The organism is Neisseria sp. P0022.S009, assembly GCF_051956675.1.
Taxonomy (GTDB): Bacteria; Pseudomonadota; Gammaproteobacteria; order Burkholderiales; family Neisseriaceae; genus Neisseria.
On the sequence record NZ_JBQCXE010000003.1, the window covers coordinates 264,515 to 286,625 of the forward strand.

The following is a 22,111-nucleotide window of genomic DNA, read 5'->3' on the forward strand; positions in this document are numbered from 1 at the left end:
ATACTCCTATAAAAATTAATGATTGACGAGGGCGTCAGTGATTTCTTGCTGCAATTGTGCAATGAAATCATCGACATTCAAAGAACCCAAGTCTTCTGCTTTGCGGCGTACCGCAACTTTGTTTTCTTGTTTCTCTTTATCGCCGACAACGATTTGGTAAGGGAAGCGGTATTGGCTGTTGTCACGGATTTTGTAACCGATTTTTTCGTTACGCAAATCCAATTCGACACGGAAGCCTGCCGCCTGCAATTTGGCAGCCACTTCGCGACAATAATCTGCTTGGTTTTCAGTGATATTCATAATCACCATTTGAACCGGCGCAAGCCACAATGGGAATGAACCTGCATGGTTTTCAATCAGAATACCGATGAAGCGTTCCAATGAACCCAAAATTGCACGGTGCAACATTACAGGACGCGCACGGTCGTTATTTTCGGTTACATATTCGGCATTCAAACGCTCCGGCAATACGAAGTCCAATTGCAGGGTACCGCACTGCCAAGAGCGACCCAAGGCATCTTTGACATGGTACTCAATCTTAGGACCGTAGAATGCGCCTTCGCCAGGCAATTCTTCCCACTCTACGCCGCAAGCGGTCAACGCATCACGCAGACCTTGTTCGGCTTTATCCCAAACTTCGTCAGAACCTGCACGTTGTTCAGGGCGGAGGGACAACTTCACGGCAACATCATGGAAACCGAATTGTTTGTAAATGCGAACCAGCAACTCATTGAATGCGCGTGCTTCATCAACGATTTGATCTTCGGTACAGAAGATATGCGCATCATCTTGCACAAAACCGCGAACACGCATCAGACCATGCAACGCACCGCTTGGTTCATTGCGGTGGCAAGAGCCGAACTCAGCCAAACGCATCGGTAAATCGCGATATGAGCGCAAGCCGTTATTAAAAATCTGAACATGACCCGGACAGTTCATCGGTTTAACCGCGTATTCGCGTTTTTCGGAACTGGTCACGAACATATTGTCTTTATAATTTTCCCAGTGGCCGGATTTTTCCCAGAAGGTTTTATCCATAATCTGAGGCGTTTTCACCTCTTTATAACCGGCAGCATTCAGCTCTTTGCGCATATGCTGCTCAATCACTTGCCACAAAGCCCAGCCTTTAGGATGCCAGAACACCATACCCGGCGCTTCATCTTGCAGGTGGAACAAATCCAATTGTTTACCCAGCTTACGGTGGTCGCGTTTTTCCGCTTCCTCGATGCGCTGGATATAGGCTTTTAATTCGTCTTTACTTGCCCAGGCTGTACCGTAAATACGTTGCAGCATTTCATTGTTGCTGTCACCGCGCCAGTATGCGCCTGCCAGTTTGGTCAACTTGAAGTTTTTCAAGAAACGGGTATTGGGAACGTGAGGACCGCGGCACATATCGACGTATTCTTGATGATGATACATACCCATTGCTTCCACTTCAGGCATGTCTTCAATCAGACGCAGTTTGTACTCTTCGCCGCGATCTTGGAAAATTTTGATGGTTTCTGCACGGGGCGTCATCACTTTAACAACGTCATAGTCTTGTGCAATCAATTCTTTCATGCGCGCTTCGATAGCGGCCACATCATCAGGCGTAAATGGTTTTTCAGTTGCGATATCGTAATAGAACCCGTCTTCAATCACCGGGCCGATAACCATTTTAGCATCAGGGTAGAGCTGCTTGACCGCATGACCGACCAAGTGCGCGCAGGAGTGGCGGATAATTTCCACGCCTTCTTTGTCTTTAGGCGTAATGATTTGAACGTGGGCATCTTCGGTAATCGGATCGCAAGCATCCACCAATTTACCGTTAACCTTGCCCGCTACCGTTGCCTTTGCCAAACCTGCACCGATAGACGCTGCTATTTGCGCCACGGTAACGGGTGATTCATATTGGCGGACTGAACCGTCCGGCAAGGTAATGTTCAACATCAGAAAGCTCCAAAACATTAAAAAATAACGGCATAAAGCCGTTATGGAAATTTGGTAGGCACAATTGGACTCGAACCAACGACCCCCACCATGTCAAGGTGGTGCTCTAACCAACTGAGCTATGTGCCTTCATCTAAGTCGCTTATTGTAACGAAGCGTGTTCCCTTTTGCAAGCATCTGTAAATACTTTTCAGACGGCCTGGATATTTTTGTTTGATTTATGCCTCATTTTTTATTTCTTCTATTATTCAGGCCGTCTGAAGCATTGTTTTGACAAAGATAAAATCCAGCCGTCAACCAACGAAAAATCCTTTATAATCTGCCCTTTCATTTCGCACACACGCGAACGTCCAATCTCTTATTATTATGCTCAAATTTACCTTACACAAAAAAGACGGTCATGCCCGACGCGGTACTTTGGAACTGAACCACGGCAAAATCGAAACGCCTGTATTTATGCCGGTCGGCACTTACGGTTCGGTCAAAGCGATGAACCCGCAAAACCTGCATGACATCAAAGCACAAATCATCTTAGGCAACACTTACCATCTGTGGCTGCGCCCAGGCTTGGAAGTCATCGAACAATTCGGCGGCCTGCACGGATTTATCGGCTGGAACAAGCCGATTTTGACCGACTCGGGCGGCTTCCAAGTATTCTCGTTGTCCGATATGCGTAAGCTGACCGAAGAAGGCTGTACATTCCAAAGCCCGATCAACGGCGACAAACTATTCCTCTCGCCCGAAGTGTCGATGAAAATCCAAACCGTGTTGAATTCCGATATCGTGATGCAGCTGGACGAGTGCACCCCGGGCGAAGCAACGCACAGCCAAGCGCAAAAATCGCTGCAAATGAGCCTGCGCTGGGCGGAGCGAAGCAAAAAGGCTTTTGAAGACCTGAAAAATCCGAATGCGTTGTTTGGCATTGTACAAGGCGCGATGTATGAAGATTTGCGCGAAGAATCGTTGAAAGGTTTGGAAGAACTCGACTTCCCCGGCTTGGCCATCGGTGGCTTGTCCGTTGGCGAACCCAAGCCCGAAATGTACCGCATGTTACGCGCTGTTGGCCCTATCCTGCCGGAACACAAACCTCATTATTTGATGGGCGTCGGCACGCCTGAAGACTTGGTGTACGGCGTGGCACACGGCGTGGATATGTTCGACTGCGTCATGCCCACCCGCAATGCGCGTAACGGCTGGCTGTTTACCCGTTTTGGCGATTTGAAAATCAAAAACGCCAAACACAAACTCGACAAGCGTCCGATTGATGAAAGCTGCACCTGCTACGCCTGTCAGAATTTCAGCCGCTCCTACCTGCACCATCTACACCGAGTCGGCGAAATCTTGGGCGCACAGCTCAACACCATCCACAATCTGCACTTCTACCAAGTCATCATGGCAGAAATGCGCGAAGCCATCGAACAAGGCAAATTTGCCGATTGGCAGGCGCAATTCCATGAAAACCGCGCCCGTGGTGTGGATTAATCCTTTTAAAGGCCGTCTGAAACCAGGCTTTGAGTCAAACTACTTTTCAGACGGCCTCAATATTCATCATTAATAAAGCACAACCATGTCCCGTTTCCATACCGAACCGGCCCTAGCCTATACCGCACAAAACCGTACTGCCGTCCTGCTGCTCAACCTCGGCACGCCTGACGCGCCCACTGCTGCCGCAGTCAAGCCCTACTTGAAAGAATTTCTGTCTGATCAACGCGTTGTCGAATTACCCAAGCTCTTATGGCAACCGATATTGCGCGGCTTGGTATTGACCTTTCGCCCCAAAAAAAGCGCGCATGCCTATGAAAAAGTTTGGTTTAAAGAAGGTTCGCCGCTTGAGGTTTACACACACCGCCAAGCAGAAGCCCTGGCCAAACATTTGCCCGATGTCATCGTCCGTCATGCCATGACTTACGGCAACCCGAGCGTTGCCGACGTTTTGGCGGAACTCAAAGCCCAAGGCGTGGGCAAATTGCTGGTCATTCCGCTCTATCCGCAATATGCCGGCTCTTCTACCGGCGCGGCTTTGGATAAAGTGTTTCAAGAGTTATTGCTGCAACGCAACCAAATGAGCATCCGCACTGTTTCCCGTTATTACGACGATGCCGCTTATATCCAAGCCATGAAGCAGCATATTGAAGCCTATTGGGCCCAAAACGAACGCGGCGAAAAACTGATGTTGAGCTTCCACGGCATTCCGCAAAAGCATCACGACGACGGTGACCCCTATCCTGACGAGTGCCACCATACTGCCAAACTGCTCGCGCAGGCATTGGGCTTATCCGAACAAGAATACATCGTTTCTTTCCAAAGCCAGTTTGGCAAATCCCAATGGGTCAAGCCCAGCACGCAAGCCTTGTTTAATGAACTTCCGAAACAAGGCACGACCAAACTCGACGTCTTCTGCCCCGGTTTCATGGCCGACTGCCTCGAAACCATGGAAGAAATCGCCATTATGGGACGCGAACAATTCCACGCCGCGGGCGGCAAAGAATACCGTTACATCCCCTGCCTCAACGATTCCGCCGACTGGATTGCCGCACTTGCCCAATTAAGCCGGGCCAATCTGCAAGGCTGGATTTGACCTAAACCAAAGGCCGTCTGAAAAATCCACTTTCAGACGGCCTTTAGCGTTATCATCAAGTTATTCAAACGCAAACCAAGCGTGTAGCCATCAAAAACACGACTCAAAAAGGAACACATCATGACTGCACTCCGCCCTATCCTGCTCCTTCTGACCGCACTCAGCCTCCCAACCGCTTTTGCCGCTGATGCCACGCTGATGAGCAAAGGACAAAAGATTTACGAAACCAACTGCGCCGCTTGCCACGGCAAAAAAGGCGAAGGTCGGGGTGCCATGTTCCCGCCACTGTTCCAGTCCGACTATATCAACAAAAAACCGCAAGTCCTGTTGCAAAGCATGACCAAGGGCATCAACGGCCCGATTAAAGTGAACGGCAAACCTTACAACGGCTTCATGCCTTCTACCGCCATCAATGATGCCGATGTTGCCGCCGTTGCCACTTACATCATGAACGCCTTTAATAATGGCGGCGGTACGATTACTGAAGCAGATGTCAAAAAATCTCACGGGAAAAAATAAAACGTCTCTCCCCTAAAGGCCGTCTGAACATTTCAGACGGCCTTTTCGATATGAAACACATTTTTGTTTCCATATTTATGGTTACGCAACATCAACAAACATACGCAAAAAACCGTCAAACCAAAAAAAGCATATGCGTTTTGTGTTAAAGTAAACATTATTTATCGGCTGTTTTGCGTCCAGGCCGTCTGAAAGGTTTTATGTGATGAACTTTTTCCGCAAGACTGTTTTATTTTTAGTCGTCCTCTCCATATTTGCCGCCTGCGGCTCCTTTATTTCCCAATACGTTTTGGGCATGAACCCGTGCGTATTGTGCATCCTGCAACGCTTGTGCGTATTGGGTGTCGGGCTGTTGGCAATTGTTACGGCGTTCAGTTCTCAATCTTCCAAATTTGCCCGTTCGCTCTCGGCATTGTTGATTGCCGCTCCGGCCGTTTACGGCGCTGGTGTCGCCGCCTATCAAATTTGGTTGCAAAGCCTGCCGCCCGGCACCGCTCCTTCTTGCGGCGCACCTTGGACCTTCCGCCTGCGCGACTGGCCTTTGTTCGATTGGTTTGAACCCATCGTCCGCGGCTTTGGCAACTGCGCCGAGCCGGACTATCTATTCGGCGTTGCCCTGCCGGTGTGGAGTATTTTGTATTTCAGCTTCGTGGTATTGCTGCTGCTTTGGGCTTGGTTGAAAACCAGAAAAATCTGATTGGTTTCAATATAAAAAGGCCGTCTGAAATTTCAGACGGCCTTTTATTCTTTAAACCATTAGTCCAGATTTAACACGGCAGAAGTGTAAACGTCTTGTACGTCGTCCAAATCTTCCAATGCGTCAATCAGTTTTTGCATTTTAACCGCATCTTCGCCGCTCAACTCGGTTTCGTTTTGGGCGCGCATGGTAACGTCGCCGTCAACAGATTTGTAACCTGCCGCTTCCAAAGCCGATTTCACACCGGCCCAGTCGTTCGGCGCGGTAACCACTTCGATGGAACCGTCGTCGTTGGTGATGACGTCTTCCGCACCGGCTTCCAAAGCCGCTTCCATCAGCGCATCTTCGTCAACGCCCGGTTCAAACACCAAATAGCCTTGATGAACGAAGTTGAACGCTACGCAACCGTCGGTACCCAAGTTACCGCCGTTTTTAGTGAACGCATGGCGCACATCGGCAACGGTACGGGTTTTGTTGTCGGTCAGACAGTCCACCATCAAAGCCGCGCCGCCAATGCCGTAGCCTTCGTAACGCAACTCGATGTATTCCACGCCTTCCAGATTGCCCGTACCTTTATCGATGGCACGTTGCACGTTGTCTTTAGGCATATTGTTTTCAGCGGCTTTTTCCAAAGCCAGGCGCAGGCGCGGATTTGCACCGGGGTCGCCGCCGCCCATACGGGCAGCAACGGTAATTTCTTTAATCAGACGGGTGAAGATTTTGCCGCGTTTGGCATCTTGTCGGGCTTTTTTGTGTTGGATATTTGCCCACTTACTATGGCCTGCCATATTGATTCCTTTCGTTTTTTCACGCGCTGAGGCGGGATGTGCTTTATTTGTAAGGCGTGCATTTTATCATAAGTTGCCTTTAGCCAAAATATTCAGACGGCCCGAATATTTGCAAAAACAGGCCGTCTGAAAAACAAAGAATCTTTTTTAAAGATGCATATTTGCTGCAAACCTTAGTCAGTTTTTCGTTTTAATTCACGAAGGTTTACGGTATGATGACAAAATCGGTCAGGATTGTTAACAACTTAACCGGTATTAAACGGCAAAACGGCCTGCTCGCCCTTGTTGCCAACCGCGAAAATGAACGGGAGTAGTTGCCCGTATCATTTTCTTTTTATTTGTTTTTCTTAAAGGTTATATTATGGAAGAAATATTGTCTGCTCTGGTGGGTGCAGTCAATCTGGTTCTTTGGGACTACCTGCTGATTTATGCCTTAATCGGCATCGGCCTGTTTTTTACCCTGTACTTGGGCGCACCGCAAATTACCAAATTAGGAACAGGTTTCAAATCTGTTTTCGGCGGCTTGTTCAGCAAAAAAGACAAAGACCACGAAGGCAAATCCCTGTCTCAATTCCAAGCGCTTGCCGTGGCGATTTCCGCGCAAATCGGTACCGGTAACGTTGCCGGCGTGGCCACTGCGATTACCGCCGGCGGCCCGGGTGCCATTTTTTGGATGTGGCTGTCTGCCATTTTGGGCATGTCTACCATTTTTGCAGAAGCCGTTTTGGCGCAAAAATACCGCGTGGTCAGCCACGGCAAATACATCGGCGGCCCTGCGTTTTACATCACGCACGGCCTGACCCCGAAAATCGGCCGGGGCGCGGCGCGTTTCCTGTCCGGCTTTTTCTCCATCGCCTTGATTATCGCGCTGGGTTTTATCGGCAACGCGACCCAATCCAACTCCATCGCCTCGGCCATGAATTTGGCTTTTAATATTCCGCCGATGGCAGTCGGTATTGCGGTGGCCGTACTTGCCGGCCTGATTATCATCGGCGGCATCAACCGCATTGCCGGTATCGCGCAATTTGTCGTGCCGTTTATGGCGGTAATTTACATCTTGTGTGCCGTGATTATCTTGTTCAAATTCTCCGACCACATTATTCCGATGTTCAGCCATATTTTTGTTGCCGCCTTTAATCCTGAGGCGGTATTGGGCGGTGCGGCCGGTATCGGTATGCGCGAGGCCGTCCGTTTTGGCGTGGCACGCGGCCTGTTTTCTAACGAAGCCGGTATGGGTTCGACCCCGCACGCTCATGCGACCGCCAACGTCAAACATCCTGTGCAACAAGGTATGGCCGCGTTTATCGGTATCTTTATCGATACGCTGATGGTCTGCACGGCAACCGCGCTGATTATCCTGCTGACCGACGCCAACCTCTCCGGCGAAACCGGCGCGGCGGTTACCCAACTGGCTTTTAACAAAGCCTTCCCGGGTTTCGGTTCGCAACTGCTCGCCGTCTGTCTGACCTTCTTCGCCTTCACCACTATCATCGGCTGGTATTACTTTGGCGAATCCAATATCCGCTTCCTGTTCCGCGGCAAACACTTGGGCATCTACCGCACACTGGTTTTGGTGGCCATCGTATTGGGCACATTGGGCAAAGTGGATTTGGTTTGGAGTATGTCCGATATGTTCAACGGCTTTATGGTCTTGCCGAACTTAATCGCCCTCTTCCTGCTGCGTAAGGAAATCCGTGCGGTTTACGACGATTATCTGGCGCAAACCAAAGCCGGCAAAGAGCTGACCTACAACTATGAATTCCACGAATTCCACGACAAAAACCCAGGTTAACGACAAACAAAAACCTCTCAGTCAAACTGAGAGGTTTTTTATTTCAGGCCGTCTGAAACTACAACACATAAAAATAAATGCTGATAAATTGCGTCAAACTGCCTGCCAAGACAAACAAGTGCCAGATACCGTGGCCGTGGCGGATTTTAGTATCATTGATAAACCAATAAATCCCCGCGCTATACAACACGCCGCCCAACACTAACCAAAACAATCCGCCCGCCGAAAGCGATTTTATCAGCGGCCACACCGCCACCACAATCAGCCAGCCCATCAACACATAAATCACCATCGACAGCAGCCGTTTCTCGCTTTTGCGCCCGATCGTCAGCTCCTGAACAATGCCCAGCAAAGCCAGCCCCCACGACACGCCGAAAAGCGACCAACCCCAGCCGCCGTGAAGGGTAATCAGCGTAAACGGCGTATAGCTGCCTGCAATCAAAAGATAAATCATGCAATGATCAACCTTTTGCAAAATTGCCTTGGCCTTAGGCTGCGGAATACTGTGGTATAAGGTTGAGCCCAAATACAGAAGCAGCAGGCAGACTCCGTAAGTCAGTGCACCGGCAATCCGATAGCCGTCCGCCGATTCCACCGCTTTCACCAGCATCAGCACCAACGCCGCCACTGCCAATAAGAAACCGGCCAAATGGCTGTACGCATTAAATCTCTCGCCGTGATACATAAACCATTCTCATTTCTAAAAAACCAAAGTGTACGCGAAGACAGGCGCTTCGTCAGAGAAATCGGGTTAAAAATAAGTTAAAGCGCAAAGGCCGTCTGAAAACACACTCGGGCAATATAACAAAAACATCTTTGCAACAAACAAACCATTCTTTCCCTTTTTCAGACGGCCTCACTAAAGTATCGGCTATCGCCAAGATTGCAAAGAGAGAAAAATGTCCATCCAAAACCACCACCTCGACTGGCTCGAAGCCGAGTCCATCTACATCATCCGCGAAGTGATTGCCAACGCCCAAAACCCGGCCCTGCTGTTTTCCGGCGGTAAAGACTCCGTCGTCTTGCTGGCGCTTGCCGTCAAAGCCTTCCAAATCGAAGGCCGTCCGCTGAAGCTGCCGTTCAAACTCCTGCACGTCGATACCGGCCACAACTACCCCGAAGTCATCCAGTTCCGCGACGACACGGTCGCACGCACCGGCGTACAACTTGTGGTCGGCAGCGTAGAAGAGTCCATCCGCAAAGGCAGTGTCGTCTTGCGCCGCGAAACCGATTCGCGCAACGCCGCCCAAGCCATTACACTGGTTGAAACCATCGAAGAACAAGGATTTGATGCACTAATGGGCGGCGCACGCCGCGATGAAGAAAAAGCGCGCGCCAAAGAACGCATCTTCTCTTTCCGAGATGAGTTCGGCCAATGGGATCCTAAAAACCAACGTCCTGAATTATGGTCGCTCTACAACACGCGCCTGTTCCAAGGCGAAAACATGCGCGTATTCCCGATTTCCAACTGGACGGAATTGGACATCTGGCAATACATCGCACGCGAAAAACTCGCCCTGCCGCCGATTTATTACACCCACAAGCGCGAAGTTGTCGAACGAAACGGCCTGCTCGTTCCCGTTACCCCGTTGACCCCCAAACGCGAAGGCGAAGTTGCCCAAATCCGTGATGTCCGTTTCCGTACCGTCGGCGATATTTCCTGCACCTGCCCGGTTGCCAGCATCGCCGCCACACCCGAAGACATCATCGCCGAAACCGCCGCCGCGACCATTTCCGAACGCAGTGCCACACGCATGGACGACCGCGTATCGGAAGCGGCAATGGAAGAGCGCAAAAAACAAGGCTATTTCTAAACCGGTTTTTCAGACGGCCCATATATATTTCAAACCCGAACAACACGGCAACTCCATCCGCCCCTGCCGTGTTGTTTGCTTTATTATTCTTGCAAATATCATTTAACAACAAAAACTTAATCAATCATCCTTACCAAGCGACAAACAATAAAACATAAACAAACATGGTATAATAAACGCTTATAGGCAGAGATTTAGACAAAAGTCTCAGGCCGTCTGAAGGAGGAAAAACATGAATCGACGCGTTTATATCGTACATGGCTTTGAAGGCAATCCGCACGGCAACTGGTTTGACTGGCTTTGCGCCCAAGTCAAAAGCACCGGCGCACAAGCAATCTCCCTCGCCATGCCCAATCCCGACAAACCAAGCACGACCGCGTGGCAGTTTACCCTTGACCAGCACATCGGCAAGCCCGATGCCCATACCTTCCTAGTCGGCCACAGCCTCGGCTGCATTACCCTCCTTCACTTCCTCAGCCGCCAACAGCCGCAAAAAATCGGCGGTCTGCTGCTTGCCGCCGGTTTTGCCGATACGTTGCTGCCCCTGCCCACACTTGATGCCTACATTAAAGCAGCATCCCCCGATTTCGACATCCTGCGCAAAATCGACATGCCCAAACACTGTCTGGTTTCCGACAACGACACCCATGTTCCGCCCGAACTGACTTTGGACATGGCAACCAAGCTCAAAAGCCCTGTTACCCATATTCCCGAAGGCGGCCATTTGATGGCTTCAGACGGCTTTACCCAGCTGCCGCAGGCTTGGGAAGCGCTGAAACCCATGTTGACCGAATAAACACACACTCTAATCCGGTTTTCAGACGGCCTAGTGAGCCTCCCTCCCCATGACAGGCCGTCTGAACGACAATAAAAAAACAACCTGCCCTTTCAAGCAGGTTGTTTCTTTTTATGCCTCATTGACGGCAAATTTAATATTGCACCGTCCATTCAATCTCGCCGCAGGCCCTCATCGGCACAAGCTCGCCATCGCCGTAAGGTACGCTGGCAGGTACGGTTTGCGTTTGTTTGACCAGTGTGATGGTATCGGAATTTTCAGGCAGACCGTAGAAACGCGGGCCGTTTTTAGAAGCAAAGGCTTCCAGTTTGTCCAACGCGCCTGCTTTCTCAAACACTTCGGCATAAAGCTCGATGGCAGTCATCGCGCTGAACATACCGGCGCAACCACAAGCATTTTCTTTGGCAGTTTTGGCATGTGGCGCAGAATCCGTACCGAGGAAGAATTTGTGCGCCTTATCGCCGGTAACGGCGGCAACCAAAGCCTGACGGTGGGTTTCGCGTTTGAGTACAGGCAGGCAGAAATGATGAGGGCGCACGCCGCCGACCAAGAGGTCGTTGCGGTTGAGCAGCAAGTGTTGCGGCGTCACAGACGCGGCCACATTATCGCCTGCTTCCAATACCAGTCGGGCTGCTTCGGCAGTGGTGATGTGTTCAAACACGACTTTAAGATTCGGCACTTGCGCCAAAACCGGCTTCATCACGCGCTCGATAAAGGCGGCTTCGCGGTCGAAAATATCAATTTCAGGATCGGTGACTTCGCCGTGAACCAAGAACAAAATACCCTGTTTCGCCATTTCTTCCAACACGGGAATCAGTTTGAACAGGTCGGTCACGCCGGAATCGGAATTGGTGGTCGCGCCTGCCGGATAGAGTTTGAAAGCCACGATACCGGCAGCCTTGGCTTCGCGCACGAGTTCGGGAGTGGCATTGTCGGTCAAATAAAGCGTCATCAACGGCTGGAAGGTACTGCCTTCAGGCAGGGCGGCCATAATGCGCTCTTTGTAGGCTTGGGCATCGGCAACGCTGACAACGGGCGGCTTCAGGTTGGGCATGATAACCGCGCGGCCCATTTGTCGGGCGGTGTACGGGGCAACGGCTTTGAGTGCGTCGCCGTCGCGCAGGTGTAAGTGCATATCGTCGGGGCGGATGATGGTCAGGGTTTGCATAGCTTACTTTCGAGTGGTTTGGTTTGATAATGTTTCAGACGGCCTTTATTCGGCGGTAACGGTTTCTATCGATTTGATGTTTCAATCGTCAACCGGCCTAAGGCAAAACGGCGGCCTTATTGTCGTAAGAATGATGGGTCAAATAAAAAACAGCCTGTACCGGAAAATGCTCGGACGACGTTGTTTTAACGGTCAGCAAGGTTTCTTTCGGACTGCCGGACGCGCGCCATGCGTAGGAAATCTGACGCATAGGCAACGGGGTTTCCGCCAAATTATCGGCACGCAACTCAGCGTTCAAACCTTGCGGCGGATTTTCTGCCAAAGCCAAAAATTGTTTAAAAATCAGATGGTCGTCGGCTTTAGCCGTGCGCACGCTGCAACTGTCTTCAGTCAGGCTCAAATAATAATCTGCGCCGTTTTCCGTTTTCTTCCAAATGCTTAATGCCTCCAAATCCATCATTCCGGCAGGCAAATCGGCAATATCTTTTTTCGACAATAAAACCAGTTTGTTGGCATTGGCAAACTCGCCGACAAGGGCGACATCTCCGTCTGCGGACACGCAGCTTTGGCGGAACAAGTCGGTTACATTTTGGGCATAATCGGCAGCGTTCTGCGGCGAAACGCCTTCATTACCGCATGCACTCAGGCAGACGGCCAATACAGCGGCAGACAACGCGACGGCTTTAGACATTTCAGACGGCCTTTATTTGTGCTTCAACACCAGCTTGAACACGCCGTCGGCCTCGCTCGATTCCAACAAAACATGTCCAGTCTGACGGCAAAACGCTTCAAAATCGCCGGGCGCGCCGCCATCGGTGGCCAATACGGTCAGCACTTCGCCTTCCTGCATTTGCGCCAAAGCTTTTTTGGCACGCAAAATCGGCAGAGGGCATTTCAAACCGATGACATCCAGAGTTTGTGTATTCATGATGAAAACTCGTCATATTAATCAGAATTAACGTCAATTATACCGCACTTACTTGCACCCCACCCTGCAAGCCCATAAAATAAAGCCGTTTTTCACTTTGGAGCTGTCTATGCGCCGTTTTGCCCTTCTCGCTCTCAGCCTTGCCGCGACTCAAGCATTTGCTTTGGGTTTCAGCCAAAAGGATACGCTGACCAACACGCGTTATCAGGAAAGCCCTGAAGAAGTTGCCGCACGCGAGTTTAAAGAACACAAAGCCGAGTTGCCGCCCCTGCCCGATACCCAATCGGGCGATTGGTTCGACCTCTATGTCAACGAAACCTACGGCAAGCAGCCTAAAATCCTGCTCAGCAGCCTGCAAATTATGCCTGCGCCTGACAACAGCATCCGCTACGTCTTGAATGTGCGCTCCGACAAAGGCTACGACAACCTCTCCGTCGAAGGCCTCTATTGCGCCCGCACATCCTTTACTTACAGCAAAGACAAACGTTCGTCTTACAAAGTATTCGCTTACGGCGACACAGTAAATCACCGCTGGATTGAGCCGCGCAAAGGCGATTGGAAGCTGATCGGCAATGCGTTCAGCCGCAACGACGCCCTGCACACCGCCCTGTATCAGGCATTCTGTATCGACGGTATGCCGACAACGGTTGAAGGCTTGGTACAACGTTTGAAAGAACGCGGCGGCCGTCACGGCACAACGCTGACCAAGCACGACAAATAAACCGCTTTAATCAACAAAAAGGCCGTCTGAAATTTTTCAGACGGCCTTGTCTTTCAAGACGGCTTAGAATTTGTGATACAGGCCCACAGAAGCGGCTTTTTGTTCAACGCCGCCTTTGTTGGCCGCAGTCAGACGGGTTTTGTTGCCGACTTTCAGATACGCCAGTTGGGCAACTACGCCGGTGCGTTTGCTGAAGGTGTATTGGCCGCCGACAACGACTTGGTCGAATTTATCCACCAATTTTTCGCCACTGTTCACGCCCTTGGCAGGCCAGCCGTGCGCGTAAGTAATGCGTGGGGTCACATTACCGAATTTGTAGCCGACAGTTACCGCTGCATCAACCACTTTCACGGCTTCAGATTTGCCTGAATCAGCAGTGATGTCACTACCCTTGTACTCATTAAAACCATCAGTGAAATAGCCTAAATATTCGTTGCCTGTCTCATGGCCTTTGGCATAGTGTACGCCGCCGCCGACAAAGAGATTGTCTTTATCGTAATAAGTTTCGACTTTGGCAATTTGCGCCGCTTTGACTTTGCCTGATTTGTCGGTGTACGCGCCGTTGTAGTGGCCGTAAGCCGCATTGGCGGTAAAGCCGTTTTTAGAGAAACTCACGCCACCGGTGTATTGGTCTTTGGCCGGTTTGGTGTGCGTGTATTTGTCTGAAGGATTGCGGTTATCGCGCGGTGCGTAAGACACGTTGAATTTGAATCCGCCGAAATCCGGGCTGTCGTAGCGTACAGCAGCGTTACGGTTGCCGGTACGGGTAAAGATGCCCAAGCCTGCGGCATTGGTTTTGTACATCCATGGATCGATGGTGTCCATTTCGTTCAGCATATTGCTGAGTTTACCGGCGCGAATCTTACCGAATTTACCTTGCAAACCGATGAAGGAATCACGAGTGGCAAAACCTTGGGAACCGCCCGTGATTGCTGTTTTTTGTTCAACTTGCCAAATGGCTTTCAAATTGCCGCCCAAGTTCTCGCTGCCTTTGAAACCGATACGGGAAGTATTGTCATTGATGCTGGTTGCGGTAGAGCTGGTTTCAGAACCTGCATCACCTTTGATTTTTACTTGACCGACGGTCACGCTGCTTTTGATTTGACCATACAGAATCACTTCTGCAGAGGCAGCCAGTGGCAAACCGGCAATAACCAAAGCGATAATCGATTTTTTCATTATTCTCTCCAAAACAAAGTTAAAATCTCGTGAAAACACGTTTGGCAATATTAATGTTTTCCAACGCTACAAACAACTACTTTCATCTTGATAGACACTTTTATTCATTAGAGTTTAGACTTTTTACAACATTTTCAAATAAAACAGGCCGTCTGAAAGCAATTTCAGACGGCCTTTCCTATTTGCAGCGAAAACATTACTTGGGTTGTCTTAAAAACTCCGGTTCAGGCAGATGCGGCGCAGTTTAAAGCCATACGCGACATTATCGGTGGCGAAAACAACCGTCCCGTACAACCTTTGAACGAGCGCGAAGTCAATGAAGACAAATAACTTCTAAGGCCGTCTGAAAACAAAAAAGCACCCGGAAACGGGTGCTTTTTCAATCACATCAATCAGGCTTTTTTGTTACCCAACGCAGCTTTCACAAATGCGCTGAACAAAGGATGGCCTTTGCGCGGATTGGAAGTAAATTCCGGATGGAACTGACACGCGAAGAACCAAGGATGATTTGGCAATTCGATGGTTTCAACCAAACGCTCGCGGCCTGCGGATACGCCGCCAATGACCAAACCGGCTTTTTCCAACTGAGGAACGTAGTTGTTGTTAACTTCGTAGCGGTGGCGATGACGTTCGCGGATATGTTCGCTGCCGTAGATTTTTGCAGCAAGGCTGCCCGGTTTGAGGTCAACTTCTTGCGCACCCAGACGCATGGTGCCGCCCAAATCGGCAGATTCGTCACGGGTTTCTACGCTGCCGTCGGCAGTTTGCCATTCGTCAATCAGGGCAACGACAGGCGCGGCGCATTTCAAGTCAAACTCGGTAGAGTTCGCACCCTTCAAGCCTGCAACATCGCGGGCGTATTCAATCAGGGCAATTTGCATACCCAAACAGATGCCCAAATATGGTACGTTGTTTTCACGCGCATAGCGTACGGCGGCAATTTTGCCTTCTACGCCGCGTGAACCGAAGCCGCCCGGCACCAAAATCGCGTCCATGCCTTTGAGCATGGAAACGTCGCCATTGCCCTTCTCGATGCTTTCGCTGTCGACAAAGGTAATTTGTACGTCGGTTTCAGTGTGAATACCGGCGTGTTTCAGGGCTTCGATCAATGATTTGTAGGACTCGGTCAAATCAACGTATTTGCCGACCATCGCGATTTTGACGGTATGTTTCGGATTTCGAATCGCGTGAACGATTTTCTTCCATTCGGTCAAATCGGCTTGTTTGACATTCAGCTGCAACTGCTCGGTAATAATGCTGTCGATGCCTTGGTTGTGCAGCATTTCAGGGCATTCGTAGATGCTGTCCACATCGTAGCTGCCCACGATGGCACGTTCTTCAACGTTACAGAACAAAGCAATCTTACGGCGCTCGTCCGCAGGCATTTCTCTGTCCATACGGCAGATCAGGATGTCCGGTTGCAAACCGATGCTCAACATTTCTTTAACGGTATGCTGGGTCGGTTTGGTTTTGATTTCGCCGGCGGCGGCAATGTAAGGCACATAGCTCAGGTGGGCAAACAATGTATTGTTGCGGCCGAGCTGGCTGCGCATTTGGCGGATGGCTTCCAAGAAAGGCAACGATTCGATATCACCGACTGTACCGCCGATTTCAACAATCGCCACATCATAACCAGCCGCGCCTTCATGGATACGGCGTTTGATTTCATCAGTAATGTGCGGAATCACTTGTACGGTACCACCCAAATAGTCGCCGCGGCGCTCTTTGGCAATCACGTTTTCATAGACTTGGCCGGTACTGAAGCTGTTACGGCGGGTCATGGTGGCGTTGATGAAGCGCTCGTAGTGACCCAAGTCGAGGTCGGTTTCCGCGCCGTCATCGGTCACGAATACTTCGCCGTGTTGAAAAGGGCTCATGGTACCCGGGTCAACGTTGATATACGGGTCGAGTTTAAGCATGGTCACGTTCAAGCCACGCGACTCAAGGATAGTAGCAATAGAAGCGGCGGCGATACCTTTACCCAAAGAAGATACAACGCCGCCGGTTACGAAAATAAATTTAGTCATGATGTGATACCCATGTTGGAATGTGTGATTTTAACTTGAAGCAGCATATTCTGGCAAACGGCAAAAGCTTCAGGCCGTCTGAAAACAGCGTTTTCAGACGGCCTTATCATACTGATTCTATATATCAGCGCAGCTCGCGGCGCAGGATTTTGCCAACGTTGGATTTTGGCAACTCGTCGCGGAATTCGATGTCTTTCGGCACTTTATACGCCGTCAGTTCTTTGCGGCAGAAATCGATCAGCTCTTCCTTAGTCAAAGACGGGTCTTTGCGTACGACGAAGACCTTAATCGCTTCGCCGGTTTTCTCACTTTTCACGCCGATACAGGCGACTTCCAAGACTTTGTCGTTTCCGGCCACCACTTCTTCGATTTCGTTCGGATACACATTGAAACCGGATACCACAATCAAATCTTTTTTGCGGTCCACCAGCTTCAACCAGCCTTTTTCATCCATCACAGCAATATCGCCGGTCTCTAAAAAGCCGCGTGCATCGATTGCTTTGGCGGTTTCTTCCGGACGGTTCCAATAGCCTTTCATCACTTGCGGGCCGCGTACCCACAATTCGCCCGGCTGTCCGATAGGCACTTCTTTGCCATCCGCATCACGCAATTCGACCTCGGTTGAAGAAACAGGCAGACCAATACCGCCGCTGTAAGCTTCGATATTCAAAGGATTACAACATACGCCCGGGCTGGCTTCGGTCAAACCATAAGCTTCCACAATCGGCGTACCGGTAATTTTTTTCCATTTTTCCGCCACGGCTTTTTGTGTTGCCATACCGCCGCCCAAAGTCAGCTTCAAACGGGAAAAATCAACTTCGGCAAAATCCGGACGGTTGACCATCGCATTAAACAGGGTATTCACACCGATGAATACGCTAATCGGCTCTTTTTTCAATTCACCGATAAACCCTTTCATATCGCGAGGGTTGGTAATCAGGATGATTTTAGAACCGGTATTGGCGAAAATCATCAGGTTTACCGTCAAGGCAAAGATATGATAAAGCGGCAACGCGGCAATGACCGTTTCTTTGCCTTCGTGCAGGCTATTTTTAATCCATTCTTTCGCCTGAAGCATATTGGCGCAGATATTGCCGTGACTAAGGACGGCGCCTTTCGCCAAACCGGTTGTACCGCCTGTATATTGCAGCAAGGCAGTATCGTCGCGCGTCAACTCGACTGGTTTGAGCGTATTTGCTGCACCTTGCTTCAAGGCCGTCTGAAAAGTCACGGTATTGGGAATGCGGTATTCCGGCACCATTTTTTTCACTTTGCGGATGACAAAGTTCATCAACACGCCTTTAATCATGCCGAACATCTCACCGACCGACGCGACAATCACATGTTTGATTTGTGTACGCGGCAACACCAATTCCAGCGTATTGGCAAAGTTCTCCAACACGACAATCGTTGTCGCGCCGCTGTCTTTCAACTGATGTTCCAACTCGCGCGGCGTATAAAGCGGATTCGTATTCACTGCCACCAAACCTGCCTGCAAAATACCGAAAAGCGCAATCGGATATTGCAAAACGTTCGGCATCATAATCGCCACACGCTCACCGCGCGGCAGTTTCAATACATTTTGCAGGTAAGATGCAAAATCGGTCGCCAACTTGCCTACTTCGGCATAAGTCAGTGTTTTGCCCATATTTTGAAAAGCAGGTTTATCTGCGAATTTCTCGACACTTTGACGGAATACGTCGCTGATGGAGCTGTATTGAGAAATATCGATTTCAGGGTTTACGCCTTGTTCGTAGCTTTTGAGCCAGAGTTTTTCCATATTAATCAGTCTTTTATTGAGTCGTTTTTTGAAATCGAGGCCGTCTGAAGGCTTTATTCAATCTGCCGCTTCGTTTTCAGACGGCCCTTGTGTTAAGCAGTAATGATGACAGGCTTGTCGGTGGACATGATGATGCCGCCGCCCAAGCACACATCGCCGTCGTACAGTACCGCTGATTGTCCGGGGGTTACCGCCCATTGCGGCTCGTCAAAGATAAGCTCGATGGTTTCATCATCTAAGTAACGCAACGTGCAAGGCGCGTCAGCCATACGGTAGCGCGTTTTGCAGGTATAGCGGCCTTCTTTCGGACGGTCGGGCAATGTGAAACTCAAATCGTTCATAACCAGGCTTCGAGTATAAAGCAAAGGATGGTCATGGCCTTGTACGACAATCAGTTCGTTTTTGGTCAAATCCTTGGCCGCGACAAACCATGGTTCGCCTGCGCCGCCGATACCCAAGCCTTTGCGTTGGCCCAGCGTGTAAAACATCAAGCCGACGTGTTCGCCAACCACTTTGCCTTCAGGGGTAACCATTTTGCCATTATTGGTCGGCAGGTATTTTTGCAGAAATTCGCGGAACGGGCGTTCGCCGATAAAGCAAATGCCGGTACTGTCTTTTTTGGTTGCAGTCGGTAATTTGAATTCTTCGGCAAGACGGCGGACTTCAGGCTTCTCCAACTCACCCAATGGGAAAATTGCGCGCTCAAGTTGGAAAGGTTTGAGGCGGTACAGGAAATAGCTTTGGTCTTTGTTTTGATCCAAGCCTTTGAGCAGGTAATGCACGCCGTTGCGAACTTCTTTGCGGGCATAGTGTCCGGTGGCAATGGTATCGGCGCCCTGCTCGATGGCATAGTCCAAAAAGCATTTGAATTTGATTTCGGCATTGCACAAGACATCCGGGTTTGGCGTGCGGCCTGCGCTGTATTCTTTGAGGAAATAGGCAAATACGTTGTCTTTATATTGTGCGGCAAAATTGACGATGTCGATATCGATTCCGATGATATCGGCAACGGCAATGGCATCAAAGGAGTCTTGTTTGATGCTGCAATACTCGTCGTTGTCGTCATCTTCCCAGTTCTGCATGAACACGCCGCTGATTTGATGGCCTTGCTGCTTGAGCAGGGCCGCGGTAACGGATGAATCGACGCCGCCGGAAAGGCCGACGATGATGTTTGTTGGTGTGTTGGTAGTATTCATGAGCGGAATGTGGGTTTCAAATGCATTTTTTAAAGCGTAATTTTAGCACATTTTGATTTAACGACAGAAAAGGCCGTCTGAAAGCCCAATGACTTTCAGACGGCCTTTATATGCAAATTCAAGCAATTAGTGCTGATGCGCGCCACCGTGACCATGGCCGTGACCGTGATCCATGCCGGATTGCGGTGCGGTTTTCACTTCCAGCTCGACAGTTTGGGGTTTCGCGTTTTTGAATTTCAGGGTTACAGGTACTTTTTCGCCTTCTTTCAATTGTTTTTTCAGACCCATGAACATAACGTGGTAGCTGCCTGGTTTCAGTTCGGTTACGCCTTTCGCAGCCAAAGGCACGCCGCCTTTAACTTCGCGCATGCGCATAACGCCGTTGTCGTTCACGTGAGTGTGTACTTCAACACGTTCGGCAACAGGGCTGCTGCCGCCTACCAAGAAGTCTTGTTTGGCTTCATCGTTTTGGATTTTCATGAATGCGCCACCCATTTTCATACCTTCAACGGTAGAACGTGCCCAACCGTCTTCAATATGGATACCGGCTGCAGATACGGAAGTTGCCAAGCCTGCCAGAATCAGGGTTGCCATTAATTTTTTCATGTTTTGCTCCTTATGTTTGCCACATGGCTGGAATATACGGCCTTCATCTTACAACCGAAGGCCGTCTGAAAACTTTGATATAGATTAACTAATACTATCTAATCCTAATGAATTACCATATTACCACATTTCTAAGCAGTTAATGCAACAATCCAAACAATAAATAACATGAACAAAGCCATCAGTTGCGCGGCCGAGCCGGCATCTTTGGCACGCTTGGCCAGCTCGTGTTTTTCAGTAGAGGTATGGTCAACGGCTGCCTCGACGGCGGTATTAAACAATTCGGTAATCAGTGAAATAAACGATGCGACAACAAGCACCATTTTAGTGAGCGGGCCGAAATCAAGGAAGAAAGCCAAAAAAATTAAAATCAGGTTCAACCAAAAAACTTGGCGAAATGCACTTTCATAACGGTACGCGGCAGCCAGTCCGTCTTTGGAATAACCGAACGCATTAATGATGCGCTTAATGCCGTTTTTACCTTTTTTTTCAGATGCGTAGGAAGATGGTTCCATCATATTCTCAACATAAAAAGGCCGTCTGAAGAGAAACGGTCGGGTCAATCTTCAGACGGCCTTTGGTTCTATTGTTTTGCCCAAGATGCAACGGCATCTGCGAACATGGCGGCAACGTCGAAATCTTTTTGCTTCATGATTTCTTGGAAGCCGGTCGGGCTGGTTACATTGACTTCGGTCAGGTTGCTGCCGATGACATCCAAACCGGCAAGCAAAATACCGCGGCGCTTCAATTCAGGCGCAAGGGTTTCTGCAATTTCACGGTCGCGCTCGCTCAATTCCTGTGCCACGCCGCGACCGCCGGCAGCCAAGTTGCCGCGTGTTTCGCCGTTTTGCGGAATACGCGCCAAAGCATACGGAACAACTTCCCCGCCAATAATCAGAATGCGCTTGTCGCCATGTACGATTTCAGGAATATAACGTTGCGCCATGATGGTGCGTGAATCAAGCTGCATCAGGGTTTCAAGGATACTGCCGATATTGGGGTCGGATTCGGTCAGACGGAAAATGCCCATACCACCCATGCCGTCCAACGGTTTGATGATGATGTCGCCGTGTTCTTTCAAAAAGGCACGGACATCGGCGGAACGTGTGGTAACCAAAGTCGGCGCGGTAAACTGGCTGAAGTTCAAAATCGCCAATTTCTCATTGAAATCACGCATTGCTTGTCCGCTGTTAAATACTTTTGCGCCCTGCTGCTGTGCCAAAGTTAAAAACTGGGTTGCATACAGATATTGCATATCAAACGGCGGATCAGTGCGCATAATGACCGCATCGAAGTCTTTCAAGGCCGTCTGAACTTTTGCCTCTGCTTTAAACCATTCGTGATCGTCATCGTTCTTCGCGCCGACAAACTCAAATGCCGCTGCCTGAGCCACTACCAAACCTTCACGGACGGACAATTCTCCGCTCAAGGTATGAAAAAGCTGCCAACCGCGCTTTGCCATTTCACGCATCATGGCGTAAGTAGTGTCTTTATAGGTTTTAAAACTTGCCATCGGATCGGCGATAAACAGGACTTTCATCAAAATTTCCTTGTAAACAGACGATATAATCATACCTTGTATTCTGCCTGCCT

At 49.9% G+C, this 22,111-nt stretch carries 22 protein-coding genes and 1 tRNA gene; 9 read left to right on the forward strand and 14 right to left on the reverse strand.

The window, feature by feature from the left end; all coding sequences use genetic code 11:
• Nucleotides 1-15: 15 nt before the first annotated feature.
• Both thrS and ACTHUG_RS06365 read right to left on the reverse strand, forming a co-directional pair.
• Nucleotides 16-1,929, reverse strand: a complete 1,914-nt coding sequence (gene thrS / locus ACTHUG_RS06360; RefSeq protein ID WP_003745962.1) for a threonine--tRNA ligase — start codon at nucleotides 1,927-1,929, stop codon at nucleotides 16-18.
• Between the two features lie 52 nt (nucleotides 1,930-1,981).
• Nucleotides 1,982-2,058: transfer RNA gene (locus tag ACTHUG_RS06365), tRNA-Val, on the reverse strand.
• A gap of 237 nt (nucleotides 2,059-2,295) precedes the next feature.
• Between ACTHUG_RS06365 and tgt the strand changes: the two genes are divergently transcribed.
• The 4 genes from tgt to ACTHUG_RS06385 all read left to right on the forward strand — a co-directional run bounded on the left by tgt (nucleotide 2,296) and on the right by ACTHUG_RS06385 (nucleotide 5,723).
• Entirely contained in the window at nucleotides 2,296-3,411 is a 1,116-nt protein-coding gene (tgt, locus tag ACTHUG_RS06370) for a tRNA guanosine(34) transglycosylase Tgt (protein ID WP_440385651.1), read from the forward strand.
• An 85-nt stretch (nucleotides 3,412-3,496) separates the two neighbouring features.
• Nucleotides 3,497-4,507: a ferrochelatase gene (gene hemH / locus ACTHUG_RS06375; protein ID WP_440385650.1), complete on the forward strand. Its 1,011-nt coding sequence runs from the start codon at nucleotides 3,497-3,499 to the stop codon at nucleotides 4,505-4,507.
• Nucleotides 4,508-4,627: 120 nt separating this feature from the next.
• Nucleotides 4,628-5,026 carry a c-type cytochrome gene (locus ACTHUG_RS06380; RefSeq protein WP_003745956.1) on the forward strand — a complete coding sequence of 133 codons (399 nt, stop codon included), beginning with the start codon at nucleotides 4,628-4,630 and terminating at the stop codon, nucleotides 5,024-5,026.
• A 205-nt stretch (nucleotides 5,027-5,231) separates the two neighbouring features.
• Nucleotides 5,232-5,723 (forward strand): disulfide bond formation protein B, encoded by a 492-nt coding sequence (locus ACTHUG_RS06385; protein ID WP_003745954.1) that lies wholly within the window; start codon nucleotides 5,232-5,234, stop codon nucleotides 5,721-5,723.
• 59 nt (nucleotides 5,724-5,782) lie between these two features.
• Here ACTHUG_RS06385 and ACTHUG_RS06390 read toward each other — a convergent pair whose 3' ends face one another.
• Entirely contained in the window at nucleotides 5,783-6,511 is a 729-nt protein-coding gene (locus ACTHUG_RS06390; RefSeq protein ID WP_300481257.1) for a YebC/PmpR family DNA-binding transcriptional regulator, read from the reverse strand.
• 361 nt (nucleotides 6,512-6,872) lie between these two features.
• Here ACTHUG_RS06390 and ACTHUG_RS06395 point away from each other — a divergent pair, with 361 nt between their 5' ends.
• Complete coding sequence (locus ACTHUG_RS06395; RefSeq protein ID WP_070849480.1) at nucleotides 6,873-8,303, forward strand: alanine/glycine:cation symporter family protein; 1,431 nt, start codon at nucleotides 6,873-6,875, stop codon at nucleotides 8,301-8,303.
• 58 nt (nucleotides 8,304-8,361) lie between these two features.
• Here the strand turns inward: ACTHUG_RS06395 and trhA are convergent, their stop codons facing one another.
• On the reverse strand, nucleotides 8,362-8,988 hold the full coding sequence (trhA, locus tag ACTHUG_RS06400) for a PAQR family membrane homeostasis protein TrhA (RefSeq protein ID WP_440366201.1): 627 nt from the start codon (nucleotides 8,986-8,988) through the stop codon (nucleotides 8,362-8,364).
• 214 nt (nucleotides 8,989-9,202) lie between these two features.
• Here trhA and cysD point away from each other — a divergent pair, with 214 nt between their 5' ends.
• Entirely contained in the window at nucleotides 9,203-10,117 is a 915-nt protein-coding gene (cysD, locus tag ACTHUG_RS06405; RefSeq protein WP_440385649.1) for a sulfate adenylyltransferase subunit CysD, read from the forward strand.
• A gap of 232 nt (nucleotides 10,118-10,349) precedes the next feature.
• On the forward strand, nucleotides 10,350-10,913 hold the full coding sequence (locus tag ACTHUG_RS06410) for an RBBP9/YdeN family alpha/beta hydrolase (protein ID WP_070713003.1): 564 nt from the start codon (nucleotides 10,350-10,352) through the stop codon (nucleotides 10,911-10,913).
• Nucleotides 10,914-11,046: 133 nt separating this feature from the next.
• Here the strand turns inward: ACTHUG_RS06410 and pyrC are convergent, their stop codons facing one another.
• The 3 genes from pyrC to ACTHUG_RS06425 form a co-directional block, all read right to left on the reverse strand.
• A complete protein-coding gene (gene pyrC / locus ACTHUG_RS06415) occupies nucleotides 11,047-12,081 on the reverse strand; it encodes a dihydroorotase (protein ID WP_070713005.1) in 1,035 nt (344 codons plus the stop codon).
• 97 nt (nucleotides 12,082-12,178) lie between these two features.
• Nucleotides 12,179-12,772 (reverse strand): NMCC_0638 family (lipo)protein, encoded by a 594-nt coding sequence (locus ACTHUG_RS06420; RefSeq protein WP_070713007.1) that lies wholly within the window; start codon nucleotides 12,770-12,772, stop codon nucleotides 12,179-12,181.
• 12 nt (nucleotides 12,773-12,784) lie between these two features.
• Complete coding sequence (locus ACTHUG_RS06425) at nucleotides 12,785-13,009, reverse strand: sulfurtransferase TusA family protein (RefSeq protein WP_003681929.1); 225 nt, start codon at nucleotides 13,007-13,009, stop codon at nucleotides 12,785-12,787.
• 109 nt (nucleotides 13,010-13,118) lie between these two features.
• Between ACTHUG_RS06425 and ACTHUG_RS06430 the strand changes: the two genes are divergently transcribed.
• Nucleotides 13,119-13,730 (forward strand): CNP1-like family protein, encoded by a 612-nt coding sequence (locus ACTHUG_RS06430; RefSeq protein ID WP_070713010.1) that lies wholly within the window; start codon nucleotides 13,119-13,121, stop codon nucleotides 13,728-13,730.
• A 63-nt stretch (nucleotides 13,731-13,793) separates the two neighbouring features.
• On the opposite strand, the gene ACTHUG_RS06435 is transcribed toward ACTHUG_RS06430, so the two are convergent.
• On the reverse strand, nucleotides 13,794-14,909 hold the full coding sequence (locus ACTHUG_RS06435) for a porin (RefSeq protein WP_070713013.1): 1,116 nt from the start codon (nucleotides 14,907-14,909) through the stop codon (nucleotides 13,794-13,796).
• 195 nt (nucleotides 14,910-15,104) lie between these two features.
• On the opposite strand from ACTHUG_RS06435, the gene ACTHUG_RS06440 reads away from it, so the two are divergent.
• Complete coding sequence (locus tag ACTHUG_RS06440; RefSeq protein WP_283122348.1) at nucleotides 15,105-15,239, forward strand: carbonic anhydrase family protein; 135 nt, start codon at nucleotides 15,105-15,107, stop codon at nucleotides 15,237-15,239.
• Between the two features lie 62 nt (nucleotides 15,240-15,301).
• Here the strand turns inward: ACTHUG_RS06440 and ACTHUG_RS06445 are convergent, their stop codons facing one another.
• The 6 genes from ACTHUG_RS06445 to gshB form a co-directional block, all read right to left on the reverse strand.
• Complete coding sequence (locus ACTHUG_RS06445) at nucleotides 15,302-16,936, reverse strand: CTP synthase (protein ID WP_063076388.1); 1,635 nt, start codon at nucleotides 16,934-16,936, stop codon at nucleotides 15,302-15,304.
• A gap of 124 nt (nucleotides 16,937-17,060) precedes the next feature.
• Nucleotides 17,061-18,716, reverse strand: coding sequence for an AMP-binding protein (locus ACTHUG_RS06450; protein ID WP_070584327.1), 1,656 nt, complete (start codon nucleotides 18,714-18,716; stop codon nucleotides 17,061-17,063).
• A gap of 92 nt (nucleotides 18,717-18,808) precedes the next feature.
• Nucleotides 18,809-19,912, reverse strand: coding sequence for a tRNA 2-thiouridine(34) synthase MnmA (gene mnmA, locus ACTHUG_RS06455; RefSeq protein ID WP_070584326.1), 1,104 nt, complete (start codon nucleotides 19,910-19,912; stop codon nucleotides 18,809-18,811).
• Between the two features lie 126 nt (nucleotides 19,913-20,038).
• Nucleotides 20,039-20,518: a copper chaperone PCu(A)C gene (locus ACTHUG_RS06460; protein WP_070584325.1), complete on the reverse strand. Its 480-nt coding sequence runs from the start codon at nucleotides 20,516-20,518 to the stop codon at nucleotides 20,039-20,041.
• A 131-nt stretch (nucleotides 20,519-20,649) separates the two neighbouring features.
• Complete coding sequence (locus ACTHUG_RS06465; RefSeq protein WP_070584350.1) at nucleotides 20,650-21,033, reverse strand: diacylglycerol kinase; 384 nt, start codon at nucleotides 21,031-21,033, stop codon at nucleotides 20,650-20,652.
• 68 nt (nucleotides 21,034-21,101) lie between these two features.
• Nucleotides 21,102-22,058: a glutathione synthase gene (gene gshB, locus ACTHUG_RS06470; RefSeq protein ID WP_070584324.1), complete on the reverse strand. Its 957-nt coding sequence runs from the start codon at nucleotides 22,056-22,058 to the stop codon at nucleotides 21,102-21,104.
• Nucleotides 22,059-22,111: the final 53 nt, after the last annotated feature.